The sequence below is a fragment of the Blautia massiliensis (ex Liu et al. 2021) genome (genome assembly GCF_052064225.1).
Classification (GTDB): domain Bacteria; phylum Bacillota; class Clostridia; order Lachnospirales; family Lachnospiraceae; genus Blautia_A; species Blautia_A fusiformis.
Genome location: NZ_JBQHWA010000003.1, coordinates 71,321 through 95,785 on the forward strand (window position 1 = coordinate 71,321; position 24,465 = coordinate 95,785).

Here is a 24,465-nt window from a genome sequence, read left to right on the forward strand (position 1 = left end):
AATAAACTATGAATACGAAACAGGACAATATCATCCGCACCGATTATGCGGAGATCATGCAGAAATCATATATCGATTACGCCATGAGCGTTATCATTTCCAGAGCACTGCCGGATGTACGTGACGGACTGAAGCCGGTACAGCGCCGTACCCTTTACGATATGTATGAGTTGGGCATCCGTTACGACCGCCCGTACCGTAAATGTGCCCGTATCGTAGGAGATACTATGGGTAAATATCATCCCCACGGTGACAGCTCCATTTATGATGCGCTTGTAGTCATGGCGCAGGAATTTAAAAAGGGTCGTACACTGGTGGACGGACATGGAAACTTTGGTTCCATTGAAGGCGACGGAGCCGCAGCCATGCGATACACAGAGGCCCGCCTGGAGAAGCTGACCCAGGAGGTTTTTCTGGAAGACCTTGATAAGAACGTTGTGGACTTTATGCCGAACTTTGATGAAACAGAGAAGGAGCCGGTAGTACTTCCGGTGCGTATTCCAAACCTCCTTGTAAACGGAGCAGATGGAATCGCCGTTGGTATGGCTACCAGCATCCCGCCGCATAACCTGGGCGAAGTGGTGGATGCGGTGAAGGCATACATGAAGAATAATGATATCAGCACCCGTGGGCTGATGCGTTATCTCAAGGGCCCGGATTTTCCGACAGGTGGTATCGTAGTAAATAAGGACGACCTTGTAAAGATCTATGAATCCGGAACAGGCAAGCTCCGTATCCGTGGACGGGTGGAAATAGAGAAGCTGAAGGGCGGTCGCCAGCAGCTGGTGATCACAGAGATTCCTTACACCATGATCGGTGCAAACATCGGAAAATTCCTTAATGATATCGCAACCCTGGTAGAGACCAAGAAGACCACAGATATCGTGGATATTTCCAACCAGTCTTCAAAGGAGGGAATCCGTATCGTTCTGGAACTGAAGCGCGATGCAGACGTGGAGAACCTTACCAACATGCTCTATAAGAAGACCCGACTGGAGGATACCTTCGGTGTCAACATGCTGGCAGTTGCAGACGGAAGACCGGAAACACTGGGACTGAAGCAGATCATTGCTCACCATGTGGACTTTGTATTTGAAGTAAATTCCAGAAAATATACAACCCTTCTTGCCAAGGAACAGGAGAAACGGGAGATCCAGGAAGGTCTTATCAAAGCCTGCGATGTCATTGATCTGATCATCGAGATCCTCCGTGGCAGCAAGAGCCGTGACCAGGTAAAGAAATGTCTGACCGACGGTATCACAGAAGGGATTAAATTCAAGACCAAGACATCCGAAAAAGCGGCAAAATCCTTGAAATTCACAGAGAAACAGGCCACAGCTATCCTGGACATGCGTCTTTACAAGCTGATCGGTCTGGAAATCGATGCTCTGATGAAGGAGCATGAGGAAACCATGAAGAACATTGCTGCTTATGAGGATATCCTGAATAATTATGACTCCATGGCAGCAGTGATCATGGGTGAACTGGATCAGATCAAGAAGGAATACGGCAGTAAGCGTAAGACTTCCATTGAAAACGCAGAGGAAGCTGTTTATGAGGAGAAGAAGATGGAAGAGACCGAAGTCTGCTTCCTGATGGATCGTTTCGGATATATGCGTCTCATTGACAAGAATGCCTACGAGCGTAATAAGGATGCCGCTCATGCAGAGAGCCGCTATGTCTTTACCTGCATGAATACGGACAAGATCTGTATCTTTACAGATACCGGCAAGCTCCACACAGTGAAGGCAGAGGATATCCCGCTGGTACGTTTCCGTGATAAAGGTGTTCCGGCAGATAATCTGGGTAATTATGACAGTACTTCCGAGCAGATCCTTTATGTGGCACCGCTGAGTCAGGTAGCAGCCTCCACAGTGCTCTTTGTTACAGAGAACGGAATGTGCAAGCTGGTAAAAGGAGAAGAGTTCCGTGCTTCCAAGCGTACCATTGTTTCCACCAAGCTTGCAGAGGATGACCGCCTTGTATTCGTAGGAGCAGCCGATGAGATGGATCAGGTTGTGTTCCAGTCTGAAAAGGGTTACTTTCTCCGTATCATGAAAACTGAGATCTCCGTCACTAAGAAAAACGCTATGGGTGTCCGCGGCATGAAGCTTACCGGTGAAGACCGGATCCACCATGCGTATCTTTTGGAAAGCAGGCAGGAATATGCCATTACCTACCACGACAAACCATATGTACTTAACAAAGTCAAACTCGCCAAGCGAGACACCAAAGGTGTGAAGCCGAGAATCTGATCACTACCCCGCCATCTACCTCACAGCTTACGGTGATCTGGCTGGAACTGACCATTCGTGAGATGCACGCTCATTCCCGGTTTGACGGGCAGATATAAGGGGAAGGCTCTCCTCCCTGAAATACGTAGACAAAGGTCAGCTCTACGAAGCCACCATCCACAAGTCCCTGAAAGAAGCCACCACCCGCCGCACTGTAGTCCTGGTATCCCACAGAGTCTCCACTATGAATGTGGTGTATGAGATGGAGAATGGGAGATTATCATAAGAGATGGCGCTTTGGATACATTGATATAGATGAACTAAAGCAGTATAATATATATAACTTGTAGTGAGGGTACGGTGTTGTAAATGGAAGAGAAGAGGATGAATTATATTGCACATTGTGATGGTGAACGTGAACAAAGTATATTAGAGCATTTGCAGGGAACAACAAGCCATTTGATATAGCACATTGTTGCAATCGTCGTTCCCCACGCGGGAACGTGGATTGAAATAATGAGATCATGAAAGCGTTGAACTTGAATGCCTGTCGTTCCCCACGCGGGAACGTGGATTGAAATATCAACGCAAAGAGATTCGTGGAGATTGAAAGTGTCGTTCCCCACGTGGGAACGTGAATTGAAATAACAAAGAGGAAATCAAACGGTGTGGTACATGGGACATTCCCTATGCGGGGACAAAAACCGGAAATCGCAATTAATACTTGCATTTAACAGACATTGGTGTTACAATAAACGAAACTAAGAACTTATTGGCATAGGAGTGGGCGAGAGCCCGCTCCTATTTGCTGAGAAGGAATTTGTTCAGAAATAGGCAGAAACAGGAAAGGCAGGTGGGAAGCATGAGCAGACGGGAAGAATATGAACAGAAGACAGAGGCGATCCTTACACCAATCGTGGAGTCCAGGGGCTTTGAGCTGGTAGACGTGGAGTATGTCAAGGAAGCCGGAACCTGGTATCTCAGAGGCTATATCGACAAGCCGGGCGGAATCACAGTCAATGACTGCGAGGACGTAAGCCGTGCATTCAGCGATATACTGGATGAGCAGGATTTCATCGAGGACAGCTACATTATGGAGATCAGTTCTCCGGGACTTGACCGGCCTCTTAAAAAAGAAAAAGACTTTAAGAGAAGCCTTGGCAAGCTGGTGGAGATCCGTACCTACCGGCCCATCGAGAAACAGAAAGAATTCTGTGGTATTTTAAATGCATATGATAGTAACAGTGTGACAATCGATGAAGACGGCACAGAACGTACCTTTGATAAAAAAGATATTGCCCTGATTCGTCTCGCGATCGAATTCTAAAAGAGAATCGAATCTGTAAAATTCAGGAGGAAAAAAGAAAAATGAGCAGAGATTTAAGAGATGCGCTGGACGTTCTCGAAAAAGAGAAAAATATCAGTAAGGATACACTGCTGGAGGCAATTGAGCAGTCACTGATCCAGGCATGTAAGAACCATTTCGGAAAGGCAGATAACGTTCACGTTATGATCGATCCGGAGACCTGTGACTTCAGTGTTTACGCTGACAGAACTGTTGTAGAGCATGTGGAGGATCCGGCGCTGGAGATTTCTCTGGTGGATGCACAGAAAACAAACACGAACGCAGAGATCGGTGATGTTATGAAGGTTGAGATCCAGTCCAGGGAATTCGGACGTATCGCAACCCAGAATGCAAAGAATGTCATTCTTCAGAAAATCCGTGAGGAAGAGCGTAAAGTTCTTTACGATCAGTACTATGGAATCGAAAAAGAAGTGGTAACCGGTATTGTTCAGAGAGTAATGGGCAAAAATGTCAGCATCAACCTTGGTAAGGCAGACGCAGTCCTTACAGAGAACGAACAGGTAAAGGGTGAGACCTTCCAGCCAACTGAGCGAGTAAAAGTTTACATTCTTGAAGTTAAGGATACACCGAAGGGACCGCGTATCCTGGTTTCCAGAACACATCCCGGTCTTGTAAAGAGACTTTTCGAGTCCGAGGTTGCAGAGGTAAGAGACGGTACCGTTGAGATCAAGAGCATTGCCCGTGAGGCAGGCTCCCGTACCAAGATCGCTGTATGGAGCAACGATCCGGATGTAGATGCTGTGGGAGCATGCGTTGGTATGAACGGTGCACGTGTAGGGGCAGTTGTTAACGAGCTTCACGGTGAGAAGATCGATATCATCAACTGGGATGAGAACCCGGCGATCCTTATCGAGAATGCATTAAGCCCTGCAAAGGTTATCGCAGTTATGGCTGACCCGGATGAGAAGACCGCACTGGTCGTAGTTCCGGATTACCAGCTTTCCCTTGCTATCGGTAAGGAAGGACAGAACGCACGTCTTGCTGCAAGACTTACAGGCTTCAAGATCGACATCAAGAGCGAGACACAGGCAAGAGAGTCCGGTGACTTCTACGATGATTACGATGAGGAACACGAGGAAGCAGAGGAAGAAATGACAGAAGAGGCTGTTTCCGAAGAGCTTGAAGAAGCAGAGGAAGATACAGAAGAGACAGAAACAGAAGCTGAAGAAACAGCAGATGGAGATGCCGAAAAATAATGAAAACGAGAACCAAGATTCCCATGCGTCAGTGTACCGGCTGCAGGGAAATGAAAAGCAAAAAGGAAATGATACGAGTTCTCAGGACATCAGAGAATGAGATCATCCTGGACGCTACAGGTAAGAAAAACGGACGCGGCGCATACCTTTGTTTCTCAGAGGAATGCCTGGAAAAGGCTATCAAGAACCATGGCCTGGAGCGTTCCTTGAAAATGGCAGTTCCGGATGAAGTGTATCAGAACCTCAAAAAGGAGTTTGGATCAATTGAAAAACAATAAGGTTTTATCACTCATCGGACTTGCGACAAAAGCAGGAAAAACAGTGAGCGGAGAATTTTCCACAGAGAAATCCGTAAAAACAGGAAAAGGTTTCCTGGCACTGGTGGCAGATGATGCCTCCGAAAACACAAAAAAGAAATTTCGGAATATGTGTACCTATTATGAAGTTCCGTTATATTTCCTTTCAGACAAAGAGAGCCTGGGCAGAGCAATGGGCAAAGAATTCCGTGCCAGCCTTGCCGTGCAGGACGAGAATTTTGCAAAGGCGATCATGAAGGCGCTGGAAAAAGAATCCGGCAGATAACCTGCATGATACAGGCGTCTGTAAGGAGGTTTGACGATAGAAATGATAAAAGATAAATTCAACAGATCGGGAAAGGAGCAATATAGACAATTGGATACTCCAAAAACAGAAGAAAAGACAACAACGGTGAATACAGAAGGTAACAAATCTGAAGCACCGAAAAAGAAAAAAAATATCATCCGTGTATTTCATGCACAGAATGCCAGCGATGGCGGTAAAGGAAGAAGAAAACCGGCAGCAGGCGAGAGAAAGGGACCGGCACGTCCACAGAACGGCGGTCAGAGAAGCGCAGGAGCAAACACAAGAAACGGTGAGTCCGGTGAGCAGAGAAACGGTCAGAGTGGCCAGAATCGTACTCAGGGCGGAAGACCGCAGGGCAACCGTCCGGAAGGAAGAAGAGACGGAAATCGTGACGGAAGAACCTTCGAGGGAAGAAGAGACGGCGGAAATCGTTTTGGCGGAAACCGTTCCCAGAATGGTGAGGGACGTCCGGCAAGACAGGGCGAGGGAAACAGAGGCCCACGTCAGAATGACGGAAGAGGCGGAAGCCGTTTCGGAGGTGGAGCAAACCGTGGCCAGGGAGGTCAGGGCGGAAGCTTTGAAGGAAGAAGAGACGGAGGAAACCGTTTCGGCGGTGGAGCAAACCGTGGCCAGGGAGGCCAGGGCGGACGTTCCGAAGGCGGAAGAGGCGGAGACAACCGTTTCAGCGGAGCAAATCGTGGTGGCCAGGGCGGCGGACAGCGTCCGGGACAGAGAAGAAGCGGTGGCTCTTCAGATGCTGTATTCACTCCGGAGCTGACCAAGACATCCAAGGACAGCAAGCGTGAGCGTGACAGAGAGAATAAGAACAAGAAGAAAGAATTCGAGAAAGGTACCCAGGGCGGACGCAGACCAAATCAGGGCGGACGTAGACCGAATTCCAGAATCCCGAAAGCACTTCAGAAACCGAATCCACAGCCGAAGCAGGAAGAGAAGAAACCGGAGATCAAGGAGATCACCATTCCAGAGAAGCTTACTATCCGTGAGCTTGCGGACGCGATGAAGATGCAGCCGTCAGTGATCGTTAAGAAGCTTTTCATGGAAGGTGTCATGGTAACCGTAAACCAGGAGATCGACTTTGAAAAGGCAGAGGAGATCGCACTTGGCTTTGATATCATTGCTGAGAAGGAAGAAAAGGTGGATGTGATCGCAGAGCTCCTCAAAGAGGACGAAGAGGATGAGGATGATATGGTTCCGAGACCTCCGGTAGTCTGTGTTATGGGTCACGTTGACCATGGTAAAACATCTCTTCTGGATGCCATCCGTAATACAAACGTAACCAGAGGCGAGGCCGGCGGAATCACACAGCACATCGGTGCTTACGTGGTAAATATCAAAGGTCAGAAGATCACATTCCTGGATACACCGGGACATGAGGCGTTCACAGCTATGCGTATGCGTGGTGCCAACGCTACAGATATCGCAGTTCTGGTCGTTGCCGCAGACGATGGTGTAATGCCGCAGACAGTAGAGGCGATCAGCCATGCAAAGGCAGCCGGTGTTGAGATCATCGTTGCCATCAATAAGATCGATAAACCAAGTGCAAATGTAGAGCGTGTAAAACAGGAGCTTTCCGAGTATGAACTGATTCCTGAGGACTGGGGCGGAAGCACCATCTTTGTTCCGGTATCCGCACATACAGGAGAAGGAATTGAGAATCTTCTTGAGATGATTCTTCTTACTGCTGAGGTTTCCGAGCTCAAAGCCAATCCGAACCGTGAGGCAAGAGGTCTTGTTATTGAGGCTCAGCTTGATAAAGGTAAAGGACCGGTTGCTACCATCCTTGTTCAGAAGGGTACTCTTCATGTGGGAGACTTTATTGCCGCAGGTGCATGCAATGGTAAGGTACGTGCAATGATGGATGATAAGGGACGTCGTGTAAAAGAGGCAGGGCCGTCTACTCCGGTTGAGATCCTCGGACTTGGCGATGTTCCCAATGCAGGTGAGATCCTGATGTCCTTCGAGAGCGATAAAGAAGCCAAGAATTTTGCAGGCGCATTCGTTACAGAGAACAAGAGCCGTCTCCTCGAGGAGACCAAAGGCAAGCTTTCTCTGGATAACCTGTTTGACCAGATCCAGGCCAGCGATCTTAAGGAGCTTCCGATCATCGTCAAGGCTGATGTACAGGGATCTGTTGAGGCTGTAAAACAGAGCCTTACCAAGCTTTCCAACGAGGAAGTTGTCGTTAAGGTGATCCATGGTGGTGTAGGTGCCATCAATGAGTCTGATGTCAGCCTTGCTGCAACATCCAATGCGATCATCATCGGCTTTAACGTACGTCCGGATACTACAGCAAAACAGCTTGCTGAGCAGGAGGGCGTTGACCTTCGACTTTATAAAGTCATTTATCAGGCGATCGAGGATGTAGAGGCAGCTATGAAGGGTATGCTGGATCCTGTATTCGAGGAGAAGGTTATCGGTCACGCAGAAGTTCGTCAGCTGTTCAAGGCATCCGGTGTCGGAACCATCGCAGGAAGCTATGTGCTGGATGGTACATTCCAGCGTAACTGTAAGGTTCGTATCACACGAGGTGAGGACCAGATCTTCGAGGGTGAGCTTGCATCCCTGAAGAGATTTAAGGATGATGTCAAGGAAGTTCGTGCCGGATATGAGTGCGGTCTTGTATTTAATGACTTTAATGATGTCAAAGAAGAAGATAAAGTCGAAGCATATATCATGGTAGAGGTACCAAGATAGGAGTGATTCGTAATGAGAAAAAACAGCATTAAAAATACACGTGTGAATGGTGCAGTTCAAAAAGAACTCAGCACCATCATACACAGCGAGATCAAGGACCCCAGAATTCATCCGATGACTTCTGTGACAGCTGTTGAGGTGGCACCGGATCTTAAGACCTGCAAAGCTTACATCAGTGTGCTGGGCGAGAAACAGGCCAAGGATTCCACCCTCCGGGGCTTAAAGAATGCAGAGGGCTATGTTCGGAGAGAACTGGCCAGAAGACTGAATCTCCGCAATACACCGGAGATCCGTTTTGTTCTGGATGAGTCTATTGAATATGGTGTAAATATGTCAAAGAAGATCAATGACGTAATGAGTGGGATGGAAACAGAGGAATAGGTGGAAAAAATGAAAAACATTTCAGAAATACTGGAAAATGTAAAAACCGTTGGCATTGGCGGTCACATCCGTCCGGATGGGGACTGCATTGGTTCCTGTATGGCTCTGTATCTCTATATTCGGAAATATTTTCCTGATATAGAAGCAGATGTTTATCTGGAAGACCGGAAACCTGTATTTGATTACATTGACAGAATGGATGAGGTTAAGACAGAAGCAGAAGAAGATAAGGTGTATGATCTTTTTATCACCTGTGATGTCAGCGCACTGGACAGGCTTGCTGTTGCCCGGAAATATTTCGATGCAGCAAAAAAGACAGCCTGCATTGATCATCATGTGAGCAATAACGGATTTGCGGATGTCAATCATGTAAGAGGCGAGGTCAGCTCTGCCAGCGAAGTTCTTTACGGACTTCTGGATTCAGACAAGATCGATCGTTCCATTGCGGTTCCTATTTATACAGGAATGGCACATGATACCGGCGTGTTCCAGTATTCTTCCACAACACCGGAAACCATGAGAATCGCCGGAGAACTGATGAAAACAGGATTTGATTTCAGCAGGATCATCGATGAGTCCTTTTACCAGAAAACATATCTTCAGAATCAGGTCATGGGACGTGTCCTGGCAGAGAGTATTCTCCTTCAGGGCGGTAAGTGTGTGGTCGGATATCTGAAAAAACGGGAGATGGATTTCTACAGTGTGGAAGGAAAGGATCTGGAGGGAATCGTGAGCCAGCTCCGTCTGACTGCTGGTGTGGAGGTTGCGATCTTTATCTATGAGATGCAGACGCAGTTCTTTAAGGTATCTCTCCGTTCTAATGGTAAGGTGGATGTAAGCAAGATTGCCGTATTTTTCGGAGGCGGCGGACATGTGCGTGCAGCCGGCTGTGATATGCAGGGCTCCATGTACGATGTGATCAACAACCTTACCGCTGAAATTGAAAAACAGCTTGCAGAGGAGTAAAGATAAGATCATGGACGGAATACTTGTGATCCGAAAGGAAAAAGGTTATACCTCTCATGATGTTGTTGCAAAGCTGCGTGTGATTCTCCACATGAAAAAGATCGGCCATACCGGGACTCTGGATCCGGCAGCAGAGGGAGTACTTCCTGTTGCACTGGGCAAGGGGACCCGGCTGGTGGAGCTTCTTACAGAAAAAGAAAAAACATATGAGGCGGTTTTAAGGCTGGGAGTTTCCACAGATACCCAGGACATGACCGGAGCTGTTCTTTCTGAGAAACCTGTTACCGTCACGGAAGAGGAAGTCCGTGAGGCAGTGGGATCCTTTGTGGGAGAACAGCAGCAGGTCCCTCCTATGTATTCGGCCCTGAAGGTAAACGGAAAGAAGCTTTACGAACTGGCCAGAGAAGGAAAGACCATAGAGCGTAAGCCGCGCCCTGTGGTTTTTTATGAGATAAGGATACTGGATATGGAGCTTCCGCTGGTACGCATAAGCGTTACCTGTAGCAAGGGCACCTATATCCGTACACTTTGCAATGACATCGGAGAAAAATTAGGCTGCGGCGGAGCCATGGAAGAGCTGCTTCGGACCAGGTCCGGAAATTTCACTCTGGAAGAGAGCATGACACTTTCCCAGGTGGAGGAGGCGGTTGCCGATGGGACCATCGGGGAAAAGCTTGTTTCCATCGAGGATGTACTTTCCATGTATCCGGTCCTTACCTGTACACCGGAGGGAGACAGACTTCTCAATAACGGAAACCCGCTTCCGGAAGAACTGGTACAGGGAGGCAGCAGGGAAGAAAAAGTCCGGATGTATAAAAGCAGCGGAAATTTCACAGGAATATACGGCTGGGATGAAAGAAAACAGAAATACGTACCCATCCGCATGTTTTTTGTATGACACTTTATAAGAACTTGCAGGAGCAGCAGAAGATATGGAATACTTGAAGATCGACGGAGAATTTCCGCGCCTTTCAAAGAGTGCGGTGACACTTGGAAAATTTGACGGCATACACCGTGGACACCAGAAACTGGTGGAGAAGATCCTGGAACAGAAAGAAAAAGGTCTGCAGACAGTCCTTTTTTCTCTTGGCATCGGCAGTCAGATGATCTTTACAAAAGAGGAACGATGTCAGCTTCTTGAGAAAGCAGGCGTGGATGTGCTGATCGAATGTCCGCTGGATAACCGGATCCGTCATATGAAGGCGGAAACCTTTATTAAAGAGATCCTGGTGGGAGATCTTCAGGCGGAGCATGTTGCAGTGGGAGAAGATTTCAGGTTCGGGTATGAACGCAAGGGAACACCACAGCTTCTGGAGACTATGGGAAGGAAGCTTGGTTTTACTGTGGATGTTGTTCCGAAAGAAATGGAAGGCCGCAGAAAGATCAGCAGTACATTTATCCGTGAGGAACTGAAAAAGGGAAATATGGAAAAGGTTAATGATCTGCTGGGAATCCCCTTTTTTGTGGACGGTGTGATCGAACATGGAAGAGGAATGGGACATAAGGTCCTTCTTCCCACTACCAATATCGTTCCTGCAAAAGAAAAGCTGATGCCGCCAAATGGCGTTTATGATACAGTGTCCCATTTTAAGGACAGAACCCTTTGCGGGATCACAAACGTAGGATATAAACCAACCATCGGAGAGAAATTCCTGGGTGTTGAGACCTATCTTTTTGACTGTGAGGAGGATCTGTACGGAGAGCCCTGCAGAGTGGAATTCTTTCATTATTCCAGACCGGAGAAGCGCTTTTCGTCCATAGAAGCACTGAAGCAGCAGCTCCTGAAGGATGCAGAAAAGGGAAAGGCTTATTTCCGCAGCCTCGAAAAATAAAAACTTTCGGGAAAAACTTTTCGAAAAAACAGTTTACAGGTCAGAAACCGTGTGCTATACTGTTCGAGGTGAAAAAAGCCAGTATTCAGAAGCCGGAGACTCCGACCACTTCTTAATACCCGGCGTTTAATTAAAATTTCAAGGAGGAAACAACAATGATTTCTAAAGAGAAGAAAACAGCGATCATGAAAGAGTATGCAAGAACAGAGGGTGACACAGGTTCACCGGAGGTTCAGGTTGCAGTTCTTACAGCAAGAATCCAGGAGCTCACAGAGCATCTTAAAACACACCACAAAGATCATCATTCCAGAAGAGGTCTTCTGAAAATGGTAGGTCAGAGACGTGGCCTTCTTGCTTATCTTAAGAAAACAGACATCGAAAGATACCGTGCACTGATTGAGAAATTAGGTTTAAGAAAATAATTGCTACGGGAGGGGCGGATGATTCCATCCGCCCCATTTTAACATGTGTGATAAACACAGACGGAATTACCGCAGGAGTGATTTCCGAGACTACTGAAAAGCCCATTTCCGGTCGAGATCTTTTTCAAAGGAAGTGGTCTTTTCAGTTGTTTCGGGCTCCTGTCAGATATTAATATAATAAGAAAAGGAGAACGAATATGTACAAAAGTTATTCCATGGAACTTGCAGGAAGAACACTGACTGTAGATATCGGACGTGTAGCAAAACAGGCCAATGGTGCTGCTCTTATGCACTATGGTGATACTACAGTCCTTGCTACTGCTACCGCATCCAAAGAGCCGAGAGAAGGGATCGATTTCTTCCCGTTAAGCGTTGAGTATGAGGAGAAGATGTATGCAGTAGGAAAGATCCCGGGAGGCTTCAACAAGAGAGAGGGTAAGGCAAGCGAGCATGCGATCCTTACTTCCCGTGTTATCGACCGTCCGATGCGTCCGTTGTTCCCGAAGGATTACAGAAATGACGTAACTCTGGTAGATATGGTCATGTCTGTTGATCCGGAATGCAATCCGGAGATCCCGGCTATGCTTGGTTCTTCCATTGCAACCTGTATTTCTGATATCCCATTTGACGGTCCATGCGCAACCACACAGGTTGGTATGATCGACGGCGAGTTTATCATCAACCCGACACTTGCACAGAAGGCAGTTTCTGATCTTCAGCTTACGGTTGCTTCTACAAGAGAGAAGGTTATCATGATCGAGGCCGGAGCTAATGAGATTCCGGAAGATAAGATGATCGAGGCTATCTACAAGGCTCATGAAGTGAACCAGGAGATCATCAAATTCATCGACCAGATCGTAGCAGAGTGTGGAAAAGAGAAACATTCCTACGAGTCCTGTGCAGTACCTCAGGAGCTTTTTGATGAGATCAAGAAGATCGTTCCTCCGGAAGAGATGGAGGTTGCCGTATTCTCTGATGACAAGCAGACACGTGAGAATAACATCAGCGAGATCACTGATAAGCTGAAAGAAGCTTTTGCAGACAATGAGGAATGGCTTGCCGTTCTCGGTGAGGCTGTATATCAGTACCAGAAGAAGACTGTCCGCAAGATGATCCTCAAAGATCATAAACGTCCGGATGGACGTGAGATCAGACAGATCCGTCCGCTGGCTGCAGAGACAGATATCATCCCGAGAGTTCACGGTTCTGCCATGTTCACAAGAGGACAGACTCAGATCTGTACCGTTACTACACTTGCTCCTCTTACAGAGGCACAGCGTCTTGACGGACTGGATGAGTTTGAGACATCCAAGAGATATATGCACCACTACAACTTCCCGTCCTACTCTGTAGGTGAGACCAAGCCTTCCAGAGGACCGGGACGTCGTGAGATCGGTCACGGAGCACTTGCTGAGAGAGCACTGGTACCGGTACTTCCTACAGAGGAAGAATTCCCATATGCGATCCGTACCGTATCTGAGACATTTGAGTCCAACGGCTCCACATCCCAGGCAAGTATCTGTGCATCTACTATGTCACTGATGGCTGCCGGTGTACCGATCAGAAAACCGGTTGCAGGTATTTCCTGCGGACTTGTTACAGGTGAAACAGACGATGATTACATCGTTCTTACAGATATCCAGGGCCTTGAGGACTTCTTCGGAGATATGGACTTCAAGGTAGCCGGAACACATGACGGAATCACAGCGATCCAGATGGATATCAAAATCCATGGTCTTACAAGACCAATCGTTGAGGAAGCGATCCGCAGAACAAAAGAGGCAAGAGAATATATCCTGACAGAAGTTATGGAGAAATGTATCGACAAGCCTCGTACAACTGTTGGGGAGTTTGCTCCGAAGATCATCCAGATCCAGATCGACCCGCAGAAGATCGGTGATGTAGTCGGACAGAGAGGAAAGACTATCAACACGATCATCGAGCGTACAGGTGTGAAGATCGACATCACAGACGACGGCGCAGTTTCTATTTGCGGAACAGACCAGAAGGGTATGGATGAAGCAAAACGTATGATCGAGATCATCACTACCGAGTTTGAGGCAGGACAGATCTTTACAGGACGCGTAGTCAGCATCAAAGAGTTTGGCGCATTCCTTGAGTTTGCACCGGGCAAGGAGGGAATGGTACACATTTCCAAGATCTCCAAACAGAGGATCAACCGTGTTGAGGATGTTCTTACACTTGGCGACAAAGTTAAGGTTATCTGCCTTGGCAAGGACAAGATGGGAAGAATCAGCTTCAGCATGAAGGATGTACCGGAAGAAGCATAAATGATGAGATACCACAATATTACCAAGGACGATATGTTAAACGGAGACGGACTTCGTGTAGTGCTCTGGGTAGCCGGCTGTTCACACGGCTGCCGGGAGTGCCAGAATCCCATTACCTGGGATCCGAATGGAGGTCTGCCCTTTACGGACAGCGAGCGAGCTGAGATATTTGCAGAGCTGGACAAGGATTATATCAGCGGGATCACCTTTTCAGGAGGCGATCCTCTGCATCCTTCCAATATCGCTGAGGTAACAGCTCTTGCAAGAGAGATCAGAGAGAAGTATCCGGATAAGACGATCTGGCTGTATACGGGTTCTCTCTGGGAAGAAATCCAGCAGTACGAGATCATCCATTATCTGGATGTATGCGTGGACGGGGAATTTCAGGTGGACAAGAAAGAGGTTCGTCTGAAATGGAAAGGCTCCTCAAATCAGAGGGTGATCGATGTACAGGCGTCACTTCGTGAGAACCGTGTGGTTCTGTACACGGAGTGATCAGAGGTTTTTTTGAAATTACCTATTGGGAGTGGAACGAAAAATGAAAAGAATTGCGAAATTTCACAAGGTAAGTTTTGAACAGTTTGCAAAGGACTGGAAGGATACCTTTGAACAGTATTCAGAAGAGGAGATCCGGAATATCTACGACAGTCTGAAGCTTCCGAAGAGAGCTACGACCGGAAGTGCAGGATATGATTTTTATGCACCTGTGGATGTGACCATGAAGCCAGGTGAGATCGTAAAGATACCGACCGGTATCCGTGTAGAGATGGAAGAGGGCTGGGTTCTGAAATGTTATCCGAGAAGCGGACTGGGATTTAAATTCCGGCTGCAGTTGAATAACACAGTGGGAATCATTGACAGCGATTATTTCTTTTCCGACAACGAAGGTCATATCTTTGCCAAGCTGACTAACGATACAAGAGAAGATAAAACGATCCAGATCCCGGCAGGAACCGGTTTTATGCAGGGGATCTTTGTGGAATACGGAATCACTGTGGATGACGATGCAGATGCAGTAAGAAACGGCGGCTTCGGAAGTACCACAAAATAAAACAAAAGCCCGGAAGGCGGAGGTGTGAAGACCACATACATCCGATTTTCCGGGCTTGTTTTGTGTAGTTACTGCTTTCCGATAAATGCACTGTTTAGCTGAGAGGTGCGTCTGCCTCCTCGTCTGCACGTGCTTTTTCCACGATTGCGTTAAAGGCATTTGCGGCAGCGTCGTACTCTTCATCATCTTCAATGTTTGCCAGCATAGGATCGCCGTCTGCTGTGCGGGAGAAGCTGTAGAGATAAACCTCACCGGTCTCATTCTGGCCGTTCTCATCCAGTGGGAGAAGTGCGATATATTCTTTGTTCTCTACAGGGAAAATAGTAAGGATGGCACATTCTACCTCAGTATCATCATCCATAGTCAGGGTGATGGTATGATGTGCTTCATCTACCCTGCTTTCACAGTTAGCTGTGCAGGAAGCGCAGTCGCTTGGTGCACATCCGCTTTTGTTAAATTCATCACTCATAAAAAAATCCTCCGTTCTGCTGCTGCCTGTAAATAAGAGGGCAGCTCTGCATGATATAGAGAACATTTTAACAGATATGACGTAGAACAGCAACAAAATATTTGAGAGCCTGAGAAAACTTTCAAAATATTTTTTGCTTAATCCGACAATGTGAGATATAATAAAAATATGACGAAAAAATGAGGAGAAAATATAAAAATATGAAATTTATTTCCTGGAATGTAAATGGGATCCGGGCCTGTATCACCAAGGGCTTTGAGGAACGCTTTCATGAGTTGGATGCGGATATTTTCTGTCTGCAGGAGACGAAATGCCAGCAGGGACAGGTGAAGCTGGAACTTCCCGGATATCATCAGTACTGGAACTACGCAAACCGCAGAGGCTATTCAGGTACAGCCATTTTTACGAAGAGGGAGCCATTGTCTGCGGCTTACGGGATCGGGATAGAGGAGCATGATAAAGAAGGACGTGTCATCACACTGGAATTCGAAGAGTATTATTTTGTGACTGTATATACTCCCAACTCCCAGAGCGAGCTCCGCCGTCTGGAATACCGTATGAAATGGGAAGAGGATTTCCTGGCTTATCTCCTAAAACTGCAGGAGAAGAAACCGGTGATCTGTTGTGGCGACCTTAATGTGGCACATCAGGAGATCGATCTCAAGAACCCGAAGACCAACCGCAAAAATGCAGGCTTTACTGATGAAGAGAGAGCCTGCTTTACTAGAGCCCTCGAAAGCGGCTTTATTGATACATTTCGCTATTTTTATCCGGATAAAGAGGGTGTTTACTCCTGGTGGTCCTATCGCTTCCGTGCACGAGAGAAGAATGCCGGCTGGCGTATTGACTATTTCCTTGTTTCCCCTTCCCTGAAAGAAAAGCTTCAGGATGCGAAGATCCACGGAGAGATCATGGGATCCGATCATTGCCCGGTTGAACTGGATATTGATCTGTGACGGATCCGGCGAAAAGGATTTTCATGGATTTGAATAATAAAAAGAGAAAAGGAGGAGTTGCCTTGGCAAGCCGCAGATTAGGTCGAGTGGAAAAAGGTCAGCCGCTGATACTTGGAGCCAACAAAATGGAGGGCGGTTATAATTTTGCAGTGGAGGCATCGGAGGATTCTGAAGTATCCCTGCTTTTATATAAAAAAAGAGGAGCTGCCGCACCGGTGGAGATCGTTTTTCCAAAGGATTTCCATACAGGACGTGTGTGGGCGCTGAAGCTGTGCAGTGCTTCTCTGAAGGAGTTTGAATATAATTATAAAATAGACGGTGAGATCGTGCAGGATTCGTATGCATACGGACTTCACGGGAGAGAGCATTTCGGAGTACCTTACGATCCGGAAAAGGAGGTCCGCTGTCGCTTCCTTAATGAGAATGTTTCCGGCTGGGAAAATGAAACTGCACCGGCAGTAGAATATGAAAATATGATCCTGTACAAGCTTCATGTCCGTGGTTATACGAAGCTTGCCAGAAAGATGGTTTCCCATAAGGGGACTTTTCTTGGCCTGACAGAGATGATCCCTTACTGGAAAGAACTTGGGATCAATGCCATTGAACTGATGCCTGCCTATGAATTCTGTGAGGTTCCGATCAATAAACCGAAGGAAGGCAGTGAACACATCAAGACCCGTCGAAAGGAAAATGTAGTGAATTACTGGGGCTATGCATCCGGCTTTTATTTCAGCCCGAAGAGTGCTTACTGCAGCACCAGAGAACCGGAGCAGGAATTTCGGTATCTGATCCGGGAACTGCACAAGAACGGCATTGCCTGTATCATGGAATTCTTTTTTCCGGAGGAAACAGACAGCCTGATGGCTCTTCGAGCTTTGCAGTTCTGGAGAGATTTTTACCATGTAGATGGATTTCATGTGCTGGGAGAGGGCTTTAACCGGGAGATGCTTCTTCGGGATGGAATCCTTTCCGGAGCAAAACTGATCTTCCAGGGCTTTGATTTTGATCATTTTTACAGAGGAAAGCTTCCGGCCAGACGTTGCGGAGCGGAGAGCAATATGAATTTTCTCCAGGATATGCGCCGTTTCCTGAAAAGCGATGAAGGTATGGTGGAGGCTGCAGCATGGCATATCCGTCATAACAGCGAGAATCATGGAGTGATCAATTACATGGTCTGCCAGGACGGATTTACCATGAATGACCTGGTGAGCTACAATTATAAACATAACGAGGCCAATGGCGAAGGCAATCAGGACGGAAGCAGCTATAATTATTCCTGGAACTGCGGTGTGGAAGGCCCTACCCGTAAGGTTTCCGTCCGTCAGATGAGGGAACGCCAGATCAAAAATGCCTTTCTGATGATGCTGCTGAGTCAGGGTGTTCCCATGATCTATCACGGTGATGAATTCGGCAATTCCCAGAGCGGAAACAATAATGCCTACTGTCAGGATAATGCTACCGGCTGGACAGACTGGAAGGGCCTTTCCAGAAACCAGGGACTGAGGGAATTTGTAAAGGATGCCATTGCTTTTCGTAAGGCCCATCCCGTTCTTCATATGCCGGTGGAACTGAAAGGGGTAGATTATCTGACCAAGGGGTTCCCGGATGTGTCTCTTCACGGGGAACGTGCCTGGTATCTGAGCTATGAGAATACCAGCAGGCTTCTTGGTATGATGTACTACGGAGCCTATGCAAGGGAAAAAGAGGATCTGGAGGCTGCAGAGGATGATTTTATTTACATCGGCTATAATTTCCACTGGGAAAACCGGAGCCTTGCTCTGCCCAATCTCCCGGAAGGCATGTGCTGGAAAAAAATCGCAGATACCTCTCTTCACGGAACAGGATTCTGTCTGGAGGAGGAAGAAGAATATAAAAAATCAATCGAAATAGGCCCCCGCGCCATTGTGGTATTGCTGGGCAGACAGGAGGCGGAGAAAGATGCGATCATGGCACCCGTGGCTGCACTTCAGGACCATCACGAGGCATAAGCTTCTGGTGATGAAATATTGTTTTCGTATCGGGTTATATAAGCAGGGGTTGCTTCATGACCTGTCCAAATATTCCCCGACGGAATTTCTGGTAGGCTGTAAATATTATCAGGGGACAAGAAGCCCCAACAACGCAGAACGTGAGGCAACCGGCGTATCCATGTCCTGGCTGCACCATAAGGGAAGAAACAGACACCATTTTGAACATTGGGTAGACTATTCCCTTGACGGTGAGCATGTGATCATGGGAGCCAGAATGCCCAGAAAATATGTGGCGGAAATGGTCATGGACCGGATCAGTGCATCCAGAAACTATCTGGGAGAGGAATATACCTATCATGAACCATTGCAGTATTTTCTGAAAAGCAAGGAGAAGCTGTGGTTTATCCACCCACAGACAAAGAAAGAACTGGAGGGACTTCTCCGGATCCTGGATAAATACGGAGAGGATAAGACCCTGTGGTATATCCGCAATGTATATCTATGTGATAACCGCGGAAAAAAAGTGAAAAGCCCCGGGAAAAAGCTTCGAAATCACAGATAGGGGTGTATTTTTGGAAGGTTGTCTGATATAATATTCAGATATCAGGAGGAAGAATGAATGGATACACCAACAATTGCGAAATACTATAGAGAGAAAGATCCCATGGAGCGTCTGAAGCTTCTGGAGCAGTCCATTGCAGCAGGAGAAGAACCGGAAGAAAACAGGATCCGCAAGGAACTCTGGGAGATCCGTTACAGCGATAAAGCTGAGACTGGTGATACCAGGGCAGACGGTTATCTCGGTCTCTGGATGACCATGGAGTTTAACCGGAATTCCGCTTCCAGATTCTTTGGTACAAGAAGTGCGAAGAAAGAGATAGGCAAGTATCTTAAGAAGCTGAAATTTCAGGAGTTCCAGGAAAGGGGCGGCCTTTATGAGGAGCTTCTTTACCGGGAATGCTGTCATCTGGTTCTGGTCTACATGGATCTCTGTCAGACAGATAAATCCTATAACACAACGATTTTCGGCCTGATCCACATCAAGGAGGACAGTGCGAAGGCCAAGGTCCAGAGAGACATCAGGGAAACAGCTGTGGAGCTTCCGGTTAATCTTGGAATGGAAGCTGAGCTTGGAATCATCACAAGAGCTGCCAGAGAGATCTACAGGCAGTATTATCCCAACGAAGGAAACATTTAGGAGGCCGGAGAGCTTCCGTTTCAGGCTGTCTGACTACTCAGGCAGCCTTTTGTTGCCATGCATCCGATAAAATATTCTGAGATTTTTTGAACGAAGATCCATGTCGGGTGTGAAGAGAAACATTCAGGAGGTTACTATTTTATGAATCCCAATCATCTGAACGCATATGAAGTCCTGAAGGAAGAGGAGCTTCAGGATATTCATTCAAAAGGATGGCTTCTGAGACACAAAAAAACAGGAGCCAGAGTGATGCTCATCGAGAATAGTGATGAGAATAAGGTTTTTAACATTGCATTCCGTACACCGCCGAAAAACAGCACAGGTGTTGCTCATATATTGGAACACAGCGTACTGTGCGGCTCCAGGGAATTTCCGCTTAAGGATCCTTTTGTGGAGCTGGTAAAAGGTTCTCTTAATACCTTCCTTAATGCCATGACCTATCCGGATAAGACCTGCTACCCGGTAGCAAGCTGTAATGACCGGGATTTCCAGAATCTGATGCATGTATATCTGGATGCGGTATTTTATCCGAATATTTACAAAAAAGAAGAGATCTTCCGTCAGGAAGGCTGGAACTACCATCTGGAGAAAAAAGAAGGCCCGCTGAAATACAACGGTGTCGTTTACAATGAAATGAAGGGTGCTTTTTCCTCACCGGATGATGTTCTGGAGAGAGAGATCATGAATTCGCTGTTCCCGGATACAACCTATGGCTGTGAGTCCGGCGGAGATCCTGTAAATATTCCGGATCTCAGCTATGAGGAATTTCTGGATTTCCACAGACAGTACTATCATCCGTCCAACAGCTTTATCTATCTCTACGGAAACATGGATATGGAGGAGAAGCTGGAATTTCTTGACAGCCATTATCTGTCTGCCTTTGATTCTCTTGTCATTGATTCCGAGATCCGGGATCAGGAAGCCTTTGCTCGGGTAAAGGACATCCAGAAGTCTTATCCGGTATCAGAGGATGAGGGAGAAGAGGATAACACCTATCTTTCCTACAATATGGTTGTGGGTGAAGCGGCAGATATCAACCTGAGTCTTGCTTTCGAGGTTTTGGATTATGCTCTCTTAAGCGCACCGGGTGCACCACTGAAGCAGGCACTTCTGGATGCAAAGATCGGCAAAGATATCTACGGCTCCTTTGAGGACGGTATCAAGCAGACCTATTTCTCCATTGTGGCAAAGGGAGCAAACTTAAGTCGGAAAGAGGAATTCATAAAGGTGATCCGCGACACTCTCACAAAGATTGCAGAGGATGGAATTGATAAAAAGGCAGTAACAGCCGGGATCAATTACTATGAATTCCGTTTCCGCGAAGCAGATTTTTCTTCCTATCCGAAGGGGCTGATGTATGGCCTGGATATTTTAAGCAGCTGGCTTTATGATGATACGAAGCCGTTCTGTGAGGTGCAGCTTCTGGAGGGCTTTGAGTTCCTTAAGAAAGCCCTGGAAGAGGGATATTTTGAGGAGCTGATCCGGAAATATCTTCTGGACAACACCCATGGTGCGGTCCTTTCCCTGGTACCGGAGAAGGGCCTTGCAGCAAAGAGGGATAAGGAACTGGAAGAAAAGCTGGAGAATTACAGAAAGAGCCTTTCTGATGAAGAGCTTACCCGGATGGTAGAGAATACCAAAGCGCTGGAGGCTTATCAGGAAGCGGAGGAAGCTCCGGAAGCGCTGACCTGCATCCCCATGCTCTCCAGAGAAGACATCAAAAAAGAGATCACAGGGCTGACAAACGAGGAGCACCATGTGGAGAACAGCTTGTTTCTGTATCATGATGTGTGCACCAATGGTATCGGTTATGCGGATCTTCTTTTTGAGATCCATGACTTTGATGTTGATACAGTCCATTATCTGGGACTTCTGAAATCTGTGCTTGGTGCAGTGGATACGGAGAATTACACGTATGGCGAGCTGTTTAATGAAGTGAATGCGAGAACCGGCGGTATTGCCTATGGGATAGAGGTTTTTGATGATGCCCAGGATACCGATGCATTCCGTGCCATGTTTGCCGTAAGAGGAAAAGCGTTATATCCGGAGATGGATTTCATGTTTTCCATGATTCGGGAGGTTCTTACAACTTCGAAGCTGGATGACACCAAACGTCTCTACGAGATCATTGCCAGAGTGAGATCCAGAGCCCAGGCCAGCCTTGCAAGTGCAGGCCATTCCACCGCCGTTCTCCGTGGTGCTTCCTACGCATCTCCGATGGCGGCATTCCAGGATGAGATGGCAGGAATCGGATATTATCAGTTTATCGAAAAACTGGAGAAGGATTTTGACAGCTGCAAGGATGAGATCGTGAAAAATCTCCGTAAGGTGATGGAAGAGGTCCTTCGTCCGGAGAATTTCTGTGTAAGCTATACCGGAGAGAGAGAATCTCTGGATGTAGTAAAAGCACAGGCTGCCGGGATCAAAAAAGTCATGTTTAACGGACAGAAGCCGGAGCCTGTGAAGCAGGCCCCCTGCATAAAGAAAAACGAAGCCTTCAAGACCTCCGGCCAGGTCCAGTATGTGGCACAGAACGGAAACTTCCGCAAAAAAGGCCTGGAGTATACCGGTGCACTGGAGATCCTGAAAGTGATCTTAAGCTACGATTATCTCTGGATCAACCTTCGTGTAAAGGGTGGAGCGTATGGCTGCATGAGCGGCTTTAAGAGAAACGGAGAGAGCTTCCTGGTATCCTACCGTGATCCCCATCTAAAGAGAACCCTGGAAGTATACCAGGGAGTGCCGGATTATATCCGTGCCTTTGAGGCAGACGAGCGTGAGATGACAAAATATATCATCGGAACGATCAGCAACAAGGATGTGCCGAGAACTCCGCAGATGCAGGGAAGTATCTCAAAAACCGCATATTTCTCCAATGTTACAGAGGATATGCTCCAGAAGGAAAGAAATCAGATCCTCGGAGCGCAGAAGGAGGATATCCAGAAACTGGCAGCTCTTGTAGAAGCAGTACTTTCCGATGATCAGATCTGCGTAGTAGGAAGTGAGACTGCAATAGAGAAGGCGGAAGATGTATTCATGGAAGTGAAGCCACTGATCGGCTGAGGAGAAACAAAGCCTGCTGTCCGTTAAATGGGATAGCAGGCTGTGAAAGGATTATGAGAGGATAAAGAATGGATAATAATTTTAGATCAGGCTTTGTTGCGATCATCGGAAGACCGAATGTTGGAAAATCCACGCTGATGAACCATCTTATCGGACAGAAGATCGCCATCACATCAAACAAGCCACAGACAACCAGAAACAAGATACAGACCGTGTATACCTGTGATGAGGGACAGATCGTATTTTTGGACACACCGGGTATCCACAAGGCAAAAAACAAGCTTGGAGAATACATGGTACAGGTTGCGGAGAGAACCCTGAAGGAAGTAGATGCCATTATGTGGCTGGTGGAGCCATCCACATTCGTAGGTGCGGGAGAGCGCCACATTGCCGAGCAGCTGCAGAAGGTTGGAGTTCCTGTGATTCTCATCATCAACAAGATCGATACGGTAAAAAAAGAAGAGCTTCTTCCTGCAATCGATACCTACCGTAAGATCTGTGATTTTGCAGAGATCATTCCCTGCTCTGCCCTCCGCGGAAAAAACACACAGGATATCATTCCAAGTATTTTCAAATATCTTCCGTACGGACCGATGTTCTATGATGAGGATACAGTTACCGACCAGCCTCAGCGCCAGATCGCCGCAGAGATCATCCGTGAGAAGGCTCTGCATGCACTGGATGAGGAGATCCCTCACGGAATCGCCGTTGCCATCGACCTGATGAAGAAACGTCCGGGAAGAAGCAACATCATAGATATTGATGCGACCATCATCTGCGAGCGTAATTCCCACAAAGGCATCATCATCGGAAAACAGGGTGCCATGCTGAAAAAGATCGGAAGCAATGCCCGCTATGAGCTGGAGCGTATGCTGGAAGCAAAGGTAAACCTAAAGCTCTGGGTCAAGGTGACTAAGAACTGGAGAGACAGTGATTTCCTGATCAAGAACTTTGGATATGATAAGAAAGAAATCTGAAAATGAGTGATCTGATTACCGTACAGGGAGTGGTACTTTCTGCCATGCCGGTAGGGGATTATGACAAGCGGATCGTCCTTCTCACAAGAGAGAGGGGGAAGATCTCCGCTTTTGCCAAGGGAGCGAGACGGCAGAACAGTCCGTTCATGGCAGCAGCTAACCCGTTTGTATTCGGAAGCTTTACTCTTTATGAGGGAAGGACAAGCTATAATCTGAACCAGGTCAGCGTGCAGCATCATTTTGTGGAGCTGGCCACCCGGCAGCCGGGGGTTTACTATGGATATTATTTTCTGGAGCTGGCAGATTATTTTGGCAAAGAGGGAACGGATGAGAAGGAGATGATGAATCTTCTCTATGTGACCATCAAAGCCATTTTGAATCCTCATATAGAAGACCGGCTGGTGCGCTGTATCTATGAACTGCGGACTATGGTGATCCAGGGCGTGATGCCGCAGCTGTTCCAGTGTGCGGGCTGCGGGAGAGAGCTTACGGAGGAAGAAACCGGAGAACTTTTTTTCTCCCAGGACGAGCATGGGATCCTGTGTGCGGACTGCAACAGGATGGCCATGGACAGGAAACGGATCTCAGCGGCTGCCCTGTATGCCATGCGCTACATAGCCGTGTCCCCCCTGGCAAAGCTGTATACGTTTACAGTGCGGAATGATGTGCTGCGGGAACTGGAACGCCACATTTACCGGTATACGGAGCTGAATACAGACAAGCGGTTTAAAAGTCTGGAGATCCTGGAATTGATGAGATAGATCACTGCCGGCTG

Annotated in this window: 23 protein-coding genes; 21 read left to right on the plus strand and 2 right to left on the minus strand. The window is 47.4% G+C overall.

From position 1 onward, the window contains the following. Positions 1-8 precede the first annotated feature (8 nt). A complete protein-coding gene (locus ACTNDQ_RS01670; protein ID WP_441063415.1) occupies positions 9-2,255 on the plus strand; it encodes a DNA gyrase/topoisomerase IV subunit A in 2,247 nt (748 codons plus the stop codon). Between the two features lie 70 nt (positions 2,256-2,325). Here ACTNDQ_RS01670 and ACTNDQ_RS01675 read toward each other — a convergent pair whose 3' ends face one another. Next, positions 2,326-2,466 carry a hypothetical protein gene (locus ACTNDQ_RS01675; RefSeq protein ID WP_279199473.1) on the minus strand — a complete coding sequence of 47 codons (141 nt, stop codon included), beginning with the start codon at positions 2,464-2,466 and terminating at the stop codon, positions 2,326-2,328. A gap of 630 nt (positions 2,467-3,096) precedes the next feature. Between ACTNDQ_RS01675 and rimP the strand changes: the two genes are divergently transcribed. The 13 genes from rimP to ACTNDQ_RS01740 all read left to right on the plus strand — a co-directional run bounded on the left by rimP (position 3,097) and on the right by ACTNDQ_RS01740 (position 15,057). Further along, positions 3,097-3,561 carry a ribosome maturation factor RimP gene (gene rimP, locus ACTNDQ_RS01680; RefSeq protein ID WP_021650312.1) on the plus strand — a complete coding sequence of 155 codons (465 nt, stop codon included), beginning with the start codon at positions 3,097-3,099 and terminating at the stop codon, positions 3,559-3,561. Positions 3,562-3,602: 41 nt separating this feature from the next. Beyond that, positions 3,603-4,796 (plus strand): transcription termination factor NusA, encoded by a 1,194-nt coding sequence (gene nusA / locus ACTNDQ_RS01685; protein WP_278796488.1) that lies wholly within the window; start codon positions 3,603-3,605, stop codon positions 4,794-4,796. Then, complete coding sequence (rnpM, locus tag ACTNDQ_RS01690; RefSeq protein ID WP_015525795.1) at positions 4,796-5,074, plus strand: RNase P modulator RnpM; 279 nt, start codon at positions 4,796-4,798, stop codon at positions 5,072-5,074. The genes nusA and rnpM overlap by 1 nt, the downstream gene beginning before the upstream one ends. After that, complete coding sequence (locus ACTNDQ_RS01695; protein WP_021650310.1) at positions 5,061-5,378, plus strand: L7Ae/L30e/S12e/Gadd45 family ribosomal protein; 318 nt, start codon at positions 5,061-5,063, stop codon at positions 5,376-5,378. Before rnpM ends, ACTNDQ_RS01695 begins: the two co-directional genes overlap by 14 nt. 42 nt (positions 5,379-5,420) lie before the next feature. Next, positions 5,421-8,114: a translation initiation factor IF-2 gene (gene infB, locus ACTNDQ_RS01700; RefSeq protein ID WP_441063419.1), complete on the plus strand. Its 2,694-nt coding sequence runs from the start codon at positions 5,421-5,423 to the stop codon at positions 8,112-8,114. A 12-nt stretch (positions 8,115-8,126) separates the two neighbouring features. After that, on the plus strand, positions 8,127-8,495 hold the full coding sequence (gene rbfA, locus ACTNDQ_RS01705) for a 30S ribosome-binding factor RbfA (RefSeq protein WP_015525797.1): 369 nt from the start codon (positions 8,127-8,129) through the stop codon (positions 8,493-8,495). Positions 8,496-8,504: 9 nt separating this feature from the next. After that, positions 8,505-9,461: a DHH family phosphoesterase gene (locus tag ACTNDQ_RS01710; protein ID WP_288788124.1), complete on the plus strand. Its 957-nt coding sequence runs from the start codon at positions 8,505-8,507 to the stop codon at positions 9,459-9,461. A gap of 7 nt (positions 9,462-9,468) precedes the next feature. Beyond that, complete coding sequence (truB, locus tag ACTNDQ_RS01715) at positions 9,469-10,359, plus strand: tRNA pseudouridine(55) synthase TruB (protein WP_441063468.1); 891 nt, start codon at positions 9,469-9,471, stop codon at positions 10,357-10,359. A 34-nt stretch (positions 10,360-10,393) separates the two neighbouring features. Beyond that, positions 10,394-11,293 carry a bifunctional riboflavin kinase/FAD synthetase gene (locus ACTNDQ_RS01720; protein WP_118625419.1) on the plus strand — a complete coding sequence of 300 codons (900 nt, stop codon included), beginning with the start codon at positions 10,394-10,396 and terminating at the stop codon, positions 11,291-11,293. 155 nt (positions 11,294-11,448) lie between these two features. Beyond that, a complete protein-coding gene (gene rpsO / locus ACTNDQ_RS01725) occupies positions 11,449-11,715 on the plus strand; it encodes a 30S ribosomal protein S15 (RefSeq protein ID WP_015525801.1) in 267 nt (88 codons plus the stop codon). A gap of 197 nt (positions 11,716-11,912) precedes the next feature. Beyond that, a complete protein-coding gene (locus ACTNDQ_RS01730) occupies positions 11,913-14,006 on the plus strand; it encodes a polyribonucleotide nucleotidyltransferase (protein WP_015525802.1) in 2,094 nt (697 codons plus the stop codon). Positions 14,007-14,009: 3 nt separating this feature from the next. Next, positions 14,010-14,501: an anaerobic ribonucleoside-triphosphate reductase activating protein gene (gene nrdG, locus ACTNDQ_RS01735; RefSeq protein WP_044961222.1), complete on the plus strand. Its 492-nt coding sequence runs from the start codon at positions 14,010-14,012 to the stop codon at positions 14,499-14,501. 43 nt (positions 14,502-14,544) lie between these two features. Further along, positions 14,545-15,057: a deoxyuridine 5'-triphosphate nucleotidohydrolase gene (locus ACTNDQ_RS01740; RefSeq protein WP_015525804.1), complete on the plus strand. Its 513-nt coding sequence runs from the start codon at positions 14,545-14,547 to the stop codon at positions 15,055-15,057. A 94-nt stretch (positions 15,058-15,151) separates the two neighbouring features. Here the strand turns inward: ACTNDQ_RS01740 and ACTNDQ_RS01745 are convergent, their stop codons facing one another. Further along, the gene (locus ACTNDQ_RS01745; RefSeq protein ID WP_279198811.1) at positions 15,152-15,526 is read right to left on the minus strand and encodes a DUF1292 domain-containing protein; all 375 of its coding nucleotides are present in this window, start codon (positions 15,524-15,526) and stop codon (positions 15,152-15,154) included. Between the two features lie 200 nt (positions 15,527-15,726). Here ACTNDQ_RS01745 and ACTNDQ_RS01750 point away from each other — a divergent pair, with 200 nt between their 5' ends. The 7 genes from ACTNDQ_RS01750 (at position 15,727) to recO (ending at position 24,451) form a co-directional block, all read left to right on the plus strand. Further along, the gene (locus tag ACTNDQ_RS01750) at positions 15,727-16,482 is read left to right on the plus strand and encodes an exodeoxyribonuclease III (RefSeq protein WP_178004229.1); all 756 of its coding nucleotides are present in this window, start codon (positions 15,727-15,729) and stop codon (positions 16,480-16,482) included. 62 nt (positions 16,483-16,544) lie between these two features. Then, on the plus strand, positions 16,545-18,470 hold the full coding sequence (locus ACTNDQ_RS01755) for a Type II secretory pathway, pullulanase PulA and related glycosidase (RefSeq protein WP_441063424.1): 1,926 nt from the start codon (positions 16,545-16,547) through the stop codon (positions 18,468-18,470). Next, the gene (locus ACTNDQ_RS01760; RefSeq protein WP_021977109.1) at positions 18,421-19,014 is read left to right on the plus strand and encodes a DUF5662 family protein; all 594 of its coding nucleotides are present in this window, start codon (positions 18,421-18,423) and stop codon (positions 19,012-19,014) included. The genes ACTNDQ_RS01755 and ACTNDQ_RS01760 overlap by 50 nt, the downstream gene beginning before the upstream one ends. Positions 19,015-19,071: 57 nt before the next feature. Then, positions 19,072-19,650 carry a DUF6553 family protein gene (locus ACTNDQ_RS01765; RefSeq protein WP_279198808.1) on the plus strand — a complete coding sequence of 193 codons (579 nt, stop codon included), beginning with the start codon at positions 19,072-19,074 and terminating at the stop codon, positions 19,648-19,650. A gap of 141 nt (positions 19,651-19,791) precedes the next feature. Continuing rightward, the gene (locus tag ACTNDQ_RS01770) at positions 19,792-22,713 is read left to right on the plus strand and encodes an insulinase family protein (RefSeq protein ID WP_441063426.1); all 2,922 of its coding nucleotides are present in this window, start codon (positions 19,792-19,794) and stop codon (positions 22,711-22,713) included. A 68-nt stretch (positions 22,714-22,781) separates the two neighbouring features. Next, complete coding sequence (gene era / locus ACTNDQ_RS01775) at positions 22,782-23,690, plus strand: GTPase Era (RefSeq protein WP_279201117.1); 909 nt, start codon at positions 22,782-22,784, stop codon at positions 23,688-23,690. A gap of 2 nt (positions 23,691-23,692) precedes the next feature. Further along, the gene (gene recO, locus ACTNDQ_RS01780; protein ID WP_279201119.1) at positions 23,693-24,451 is read left to right on the plus strand and encodes a DNA repair protein RecO; all 759 of its coding nucleotides are present in this window, start codon (positions 23,693-23,695) and stop codon (positions 24,449-24,451) included. The last annotated feature ends 14 nt before the right edge of the window (positions 24,452-24,465 follow it).

Coding starts and splice junctions, on each gene's coding strand:
- rnpM (WP_015525795.1), top strand. CDS start 4,796: ATGAAAACGAGAACCAAGATTCCCATGCGTCAGTGTACCGGCTGCAGG.
- rimP (WP_021650312.1), top strand. CDS start 3,097: ATGAGCAGACGGGAAGAATATGAACAGAAGACAGAGGCGATCCTTACA.
- rbfA (WP_015525797.1), top strand. CDS start 8,127: ATGAGAAAAAACAGCATTAAAAATACACGTGTGAATGGTGCAGTTCAA.
- recO (WP_279201119.1), top strand. CDS start 23,693: ATGAGTGATCTGATTACCGTACAGGGAGTGGTACTTTCTGCCATGCCG.
- nusA (WP_278796488.1), top strand. CDS start 3,603: ATGAGCAGAGATTTAAGAGATGCGCTGGACGTTCTCGAAAAAGAGAAA.
- ACTNDQ_RS01750 (WP_178004229.1), top strand. CDS start 15,727: ATGAAATTTATTTCCTGGAATGTAAATGGGATCCGGGCCTGTATCACC.
- ACTNDQ_RS01745 (WP_279198811.1), bottom strand. CDS start 15,526: ATGAGTGATGAATTTAACAAAAGCGGATGTGCACCAAGCGACTGCGCT.
- ACTNDQ_RS01670 (WP_441063415.1), top strand. CDS start 9: ATGAATACGAAACAGGACAATATCATCCGCACCGATTATGCGGAGATC.
- era (WP_279201117.1), top strand. CDS start 22,782: ATGGATAATAATTTTAGATCAGGCTTTGTTGCGATCATCGGAAGACCG.
- ACTNDQ_RS01740 (WP_015525804.1), top strand. CDS start 14,545: ATGAAAAGAATTGCGAAATTTCACAAGGTAAGTTTTGAACAGTTTGCA.
- rpsO (WP_015525801.1), top strand. CDS start 11,449: ATGATTTCTAAAGAGAAGAAAACAGCGATCATGAAAGAGTATGCAAGA.
- nrdG (WP_044961222.1), top strand. CDS start 14,010: ATGAGATACCACAATATTACCAAGGACGATATGTTAAACGGAGACGGA.
- infB (WP_441063419.1), top strand. CDS start 5,421: ATGATAAAAGATAAATTCAACAGATCGGGAAAGGAGCAATATAGACAA.
- ACTNDQ_RS01730 (WP_015525802.1), top strand. CDS start 11,913: ATGTACAAAAGTTATTCCATGGAACTTGCAGGAAGAACACTGACTGTA.
- ACTNDQ_RS01710 (WP_288788124.1), top strand. CDS start 8,505: ATGAAAAACATTTCAGAAATACTGGAAAATGTAAAAACCGTTGGCATT.
- ACTNDQ_RS01720 (WP_118625419.1), top strand. CDS start 10,394: ATGGAATACTTGAAGATCGACGGAGAATTTCCGCGCCTTTCAAAGAGT.
- ACTNDQ_RS01770 (WP_441063426.1), top strand. CDS start 19,792: ATGAATCCCAATCATCTGAACGCATATGAAGTCCTGAAGGAAGAGGAG.
- ACTNDQ_RS01765 (WP_279198808.1), top strand. CDS start 19,072: ATGGATACACCAACAATTGCGAAATACTATAGAGAGAAAGATCCCATG.
- ACTNDQ_RS01760 (WP_021977109.1), top strand. CDS start 18,421: ATGCGATCATGGCACCCGTGGCTGCACTTCAGGACCATCACGAGGCAT.